This window comes from Arthrobacter sp. GCM10027362, from assembly GCF_042679445.1.
Lineage (GTDB): Bacteria > Actinomycetota > Actinomycetes > Actinomycetales > Micrococcaceae > Crystallibacter.
The window spans coordinates 1-5,627 of the sequence record NZ_JBHTML010000223.1; the positions used below are offsets into that span (position 1 = coordinate 1).

At 67.4% G+C, this 5,627-nt stretch carries 5 protein-coding genes; 4 read left to right on the forward strand and 1 reads right to left on the reverse strand.

What is annotated here, in order from left to right:
* Nucleotides 1-675, reverse strand: a 675-nt coding sequence (locus tag ACFQ36_RS20160; RefSeq protein WP_377016904.1) for a thiamine pyrophosphate-dependent enzyme, incomplete at its 3' end; no start/stop codon positions are given.
* Nucleotides 676-1,235: 560 nt separating this feature from the next.
* Between ACFQ36_RS20160 and ACFQ36_RS20165 the strand changes: the two genes are divergently transcribed.
* From ACFQ36_RS20165 to ACFQ36_RS20180, 4 genes are all read left to right on the forward strand, one after another.
* Nucleotides 1,236-1,508, forward strand: coding sequence for a hypothetical protein (locus ACFQ36_RS20165; RefSeq protein WP_377016906.1), 273 nt, complete (start codon nt 1,236-1,238; stop codon nt 1,506-1,508).
* An 81-nt stretch (nt 1,509-1,589) separates the two neighbouring features.
* Nucleotides 1,590-3,533: a phage tail sheath family protein gene (locus tag ACFQ36_RS20170; RefSeq protein ID WP_377016908.1), complete on the forward strand. Its 1,944-nt coding sequence runs from the start codon at nt 1,590-1,592 to the stop codon at nt 3,531-3,533.
* Between the two features lie 33 nt (nt 3,534-3,566).
* Nucleotides 3,567-4,067, forward strand: a complete 501-nt coding sequence (locus ACFQ36_RS20175; protein ID WP_377016911.1) for a phage tail protein — start codon at nt 3,567-3,569, stop codon at nt 4,065-4,067.
* Between the two features lie 74 nt (nt 4,068-4,141).
* Entirely contained in the window at nt 4,142-5,035 is an 894-nt protein-coding gene (locus ACFQ36_RS20180) for a DUF6760 family protein (protein ID WP_377016913.1), read from the forward strand.
* Nucleotides 5,036-5,627: the final 592 nt, after the last annotated feature.

Sequence of the window (5,627 nt, forward strand, 5' to 3'; positions counted from 1 at the left end):
CGCGGCGGTCGCCTGGGCGACGGCGGCCACGTCGTTGCCGTCCACCCGCACCGAGGCGATCCCGTAGCCTGCCGCCCGGGCCGCCACGGAGCCGCCGGCCACCTGGCGCTCGGTGGGCACCGAGATGGCCCAGCCGTTGTTCTGGATGAAGAAGACCACCGGGGCCTTCAGCACGGCGGCGAAGTTCATTGCCTCGTGCACGTCGCCCTGCGAGCTGGCGCCGTCGCCGAAGTAGGTAATGGCCGCGCCCCGCTCGCCTGCCGGCTTTCCGTCCAGCGTCTGGGCGTGAGCCCAGCCGACGGCGTGCAGCACGGAGCCGGCGACCACGGCCTGGATCGGGGCGAACCGGCTGGCCACCGGGTCGTAGAGGCCACCATGCCAGACGGCCTTGTGCGTGGCCATGTACCGGACCATGTCCACCCCGACGGTCCGGGCCACGCCCATCTCGCGGTAGGTGGGGAAGACGAAGTCCCGCTCCATGTCCAGGGCGAATCCGCTGCCCACCTGGGCGGCTTCCTGGCCCAGCTCCGGCGCGTAGCCGGGGATCAGGCCCTGGCGCTGCCAGCGGATGGCCGATTCGTCCAGGTGGCGCACGGCCACCATCAGCCGGTACAGGTCCCGGAGCTGACCGGGGGTCAGTTCCGCCTGCTGTTGCACTGCGAGTCCGGTTGGCATCCCCGCTCCTTCACATGTGGCGCCGGGATCCCTGGTCGGGGTCGGCCGGTGCTTTCCTGCTTGCTGGGCGTGACGTTACCTAACCGTAGAAATGTGGGCAACATGCCCAAGATTAGCTAAGCAAAGTGTGCAATTGCGCCCGCATCAGGCGCTAAATGCCTAACAAGTTGTATTGTCTACCGGAGGAAATGCGGACAAAGGGCCTGCCGCCGCCGTTGATCCTCCGGATGCCGCTTCGGATCCTGCCGCGCTCCGGTCCCCTCCTTCGGGCTCATCGTCCTGGCGGGACAGTTAGGCTCCGGAGCCGGCCTTCCGGGCGAGGCGGCCGAGTTCGGCCAGTTCGGGCCCGGTCAACCGGGCGCCCGGGGGCACCATGGACTGATTGGTTCGAGCCCGGACAGCCTGTTCCGCCACCGGCTCTCCGACCTCGGTGAGCCGGTTGGTGGCCTGCTGGGACTGCGGTACCAGCCGGTTGGCCAGTGCGGGCCGAGGATGTTGACGCTGCTGTGCTACGGGAGGACAATGTCGCGCAATGACTGTGGGGCGCGAGGAGTTGCGGCATGCCTGTGCGAATCAAGAGCCTTCTATCCTCGGGTCCCTTGTGGGTGCCGCTGACCAGCGGCGCAACTTTGCGCCTGTCTCCCGGACAGCTTTCGCCGGCAGTCGCCGACGTTGAGGTACAGGACAACCAGGCGGTCGACTCGTTGGTGGGTCGCGGAATCATCGATGTCCTGACGGTTCCCCAGGCAGCCGGCGGACGCGCCAAGCGGACCGGCACGGCACCGGATGCAACCAATGATGCGGAAACGAAGGCAGCCTCCCAGGAGAGCTGAAGCCCAGGACCGTGCTTGCGGCGGCAACGGACCTGCCTATCGACCGTCCAAGTCTGTTCCGAAGGTAGTGAGTGGAGCACCATGCCGAATGTGAGCTATCCCGGCGTGTACATCGACGAGGTTTCCAGCGGGGTGCGCCCGCTGGAGATCGCGGGCACCTCGACGGCCGCATTCGTGGGTGTGACTGAAATGGGGACAGGGCAGGCCACCCGCGTCACGAGCTGGACCGAGTTCCAGCGTCTGTACGGTGGTTTTATCGCGGACAGTTTCCTGCCCCAGAGCGTGTTCGAGTACTTCAATAACGGTGGACGCCAGTGTTACATCGTGCGGGTCACCCGCAGCGATGCCGCCTTCGCGGCCGTGACGGTGGCCAATCGGGCCGCGACGCCATCCGCGGGCATCACATTTTCCGCGAAGAGCGCCGGGGCCTGGGGCAACCGGCTGGTCCTGCAGGTTGAAGAGGCTACCGTGGAACCGGGCAACAGGTTCCGGGTCAGCGTGCGCAGGCAGGCCGAAGCCGAAGTGCTGCCACAGGACTTCAATGACACCCCGGCGCTGGAGGTCTTTGACGAACTCAGCTGCGACTCGTCCTCGGACCGGTTCGTGGAGGCCGTCCTTGAGCGCGAATCCCACCTCATCACCGCCAAGCTGCTTGATACGAACAGGGTCCAGCGCGGTTTTTGCCGCAGCGCAGACAATCCCGTCGTCCCGCTCGGCGAGAACCGCAGTTTCCAGATCAATCTGGATGGAGACGGCTTCCAGGTCGCATCGCTGCCGGCCCCGGCCGCGGCTGCAGATCTCGCCGGTGTCGCAGCGGCGGTCCAGGCCGCAGTGCGGGCGTTGTCCAAGAAAAGGGCCTCCACCGACAAAAAGGCCTTTGAGGAATTTACTTGCACGGTGGAACAGGCCGGAGCGGCCGAGGGATCAAAACGCCTGTTGCTGCGCTCCGGCACCACCAAGGCCGCCTCGTCTGTGCGGGTCGCCGTGGCCCCCGAACATGACGCGGCGGTCCAGCTCAAATTGCTGGCCGCCGGCAGCGTCGTCGAAGACGGTGCAGCCGTCCAGCGCCCGGCCAGTGCGGACGCCGTGCAGGTAGGGGACGCGGAGCCGGGTGCCACCGTCCTCAACGTCGTCCCGGGGGATGACGGGTCGACGGAGCTTTTGCCGGCCAGCTTCGGGGAGGCATTCCACCGGCTGGACTCCGTGACGGATGTGAGCCTGCTGGCCGTTCCGGGCGAGGCCTCGGCTGCAGTGGTGAACCTCGGCACCGCCTACTGCTCCGGCCGGCCCCTGAAGGACATTTTCTTCATCGCCGAGACGGCCCGTGACGACCAGTCCGTCGCAGCAGCCGCGGGATTCCGGGACAGCCTCACCGCCAGTTCGTATGGGGCGCTGTATTATCCGTGGGTCAAGGCGGCGGATCCGTCCGGCAGGTTGCCTGACCCTGTGCTGCTGCCGCCGTCGGGATTCGTTGCCGGTCTCTACGCCCGGATTGACGCCTCGCGCGGGGTCTGGAAGGCTCCGGCCGGCACCGAAGCCACCCTCAACGGCGCGGTGGGGCTGGGGCAGGACGCCACCGACGTCGAGCACGGCAACCTGAATCTGAAGGGTATCTGCGCCCTGCGCCGGTTTCCGGCGACCGGCATCGTCGCATTCGGGGCACGGACCATTGCCGGACCGTCCGAGGTGGAATGGAAATACATCCCAGTCCGCCGGACGGCGATGATGCTGCGCGTGAGCATCTACAACGGCATCCAGTGGGCTGTCTTCGAGCCGAACGACGAGCCCTTGTGGTCGCAGCTGCGGCTGAACGTCGGTTCGTTCATGGCGACCCTCTTCCGGCGGGGGGCCTTCCAAGGGTCCTCGACTTCGGAGGCCTTTTTTGTCAAGTGCGACGGCGACACGACGACGCAGGCGGACATCGACCTGGGCATCGTCAACGTCGACGTGGGCTTCGCACCCGTGAAGCCCGCCGAGTTCGTCATTGTCAGGATCAGCCAGAAGGCCGGGCAGGCCTCGGGCTGAGGCCAGCGGACGGTTTTGGGAGAGGAGGACGGCATGGCGAGGTTCACCGTCAACAGCACGCGCTTTGACCCGTACTTGGGCTACAGATTCAAGATCAAGTGGGACGGGCAGTATGTGGCCGCGCTGAATAAGTGCGGGGCGCTGAAGCGGACCACGGAGGTCACCGCGTGGTACGAGGGCGGTGATTCCAGCGGGCCGCACCAGATTCCGGGAAAGACCAGATACGATCCGATCACCCTGGAAGCAGGCGTCACCCATGACACCGCCTTCGAGGAGTGGGCGAACAAGGTCAATAACTTCAAGGGCGACGCGGCCATGTCGCTGGCAAGCTTCCGCAAGGACATCAGCATCGAGGTGTTCAACCATCAGGGCCAGAAAGTGATGGCCTATAACGTGTTCCGCTGCTGGGTCTCGGAATACCAGGCCCTGCCCCAGCTCGATGCCGGTGCCAATGCGGTGATGATCACCACCGTCAAGCTCGAGAACGAGGGCTGGGTGCGCGACACGTCGGTTGTTGAACCGAAGGAGACCTGATCCGCATGCCGGTCGCAGTCATCCGGGGCCCGGGGGCCGGCCATTCCCGCATGCCGCACCAGCCGGAGTGATCCATGGACACGCTCGCAGGGACGCTGCCCGGAGGTTATTGGGATCATGAGGGCATCTTGCACCGCCGGTTCGAGCTGGCGGCGTTGACCGGCCGCGAGGAGGAGCTGCTGGCGCAGGCCGCCGAGCGGCCTGCGGCCGCGCTGGTTACCGAGGTGCTGGCCCGTGTCCTTAGGAGCCTGGGCAGCATCTCACCTGTGCCCGAGCAGGTGGCCCGGCAGCTGTTGGTGGGCGACCGCCAGTTCCTGTTGCTGCGTCTGCGGCAGGCGACCTTCGGCGACCGCGTGCACGCGGGCCTCGTCTGTCCCTGGGCCGACTGCGGGAAACGGGTGTCCATCGATTTTTCCCTGGCCGACGTACCCGTGTTCGAGGCCGGTGATAAGGGCCCGGTCTATTCGATGACCCTTTCGGAGGCTGCCGCAGGCCGGGACAGGACGGCTTCGGTGGTCAGGTTCCGGTTGCCCATCGGCGCGGACCAGGAAGAGGTTTCGGGCTGGCTGGCCGTCAATCAGGCGAAGGCACTGAGCCTGCTGCTGTCCCGCTGCATCCGGGACGTCGGGGACGGCACGCCGCCCGGGGAGGAACTGGTGGACAGGCTCTCGCCCCTGGCCCGGGCCGAAATCGAAGACCGGATGCGGCAGCTGGCTCCGGGCATCGAGCAGGTCATGGAAGCCGGTTGTGCCGAATGCGGACGCATGTTCCTGGTGCCATTTGACGTGCAGCGGTTCTTCTTTGGCGAGCTTCGCACGGACAGCGAGCTGCTCTACCGCGAAGTGCACTACCTCGCGTACCACTATCACTGGGGCGAGCAGGAAATTCTGGCGATGCCCCGCGGCAAACGCCGGACCTACCTTGAGATCCTGGCCGAGGAGATCGAGAGGCTCAACGATGGCGCCTGAGGGATATCTGGGCCAGGTGCTGGCCGACGGCGCGCAGCCGTTCCGATACCGCGGCGGAGCCGCCCGGCTGCTCGGTGAGCCCGGCCTCGGGGGACCAGGCCTCATCCCCGTCCGGGCGCCCGGTTTCGCCTTTCCCTATATCAGGCTCCGCTCCGCCGGCACCGGTTTCCGGCAGGACCCTGGCGGCGGGCGCTGGTTTCCGCCGGCCGGGCAAACGGAATCCTTCCCGCCCGGGGAAACCGCCCTGGTACCGGCGGACTTGCCCGGTAATCCGGCGGCAGACCGCGGCCACAGGCCCCGACCGCCTCTCGGCGGCCGGCCCGGGGCACCGGACGTCAGCACAGCCGGAGGGCCGCCGGACCGCAGCGGCGGTAACCAGCCGGCAGCCCAAACCGCTGGCGATGGCCCCGGCCTGCCGCCGATGACCGTTCCCGGGTGCACCCCGCCCCCCGCCTGGGATGCCAGGGAAAACGTTGGATCCACTCCCGCAGAAGGCCCGCCCCGGGGACCGTTCCCGCACGGGGCGCCGGACGAGGCCGGACCGCAGGCACGTCCTGCCCGGCCACGGTGGGGCGCCGGCGCGCCGGCTCCG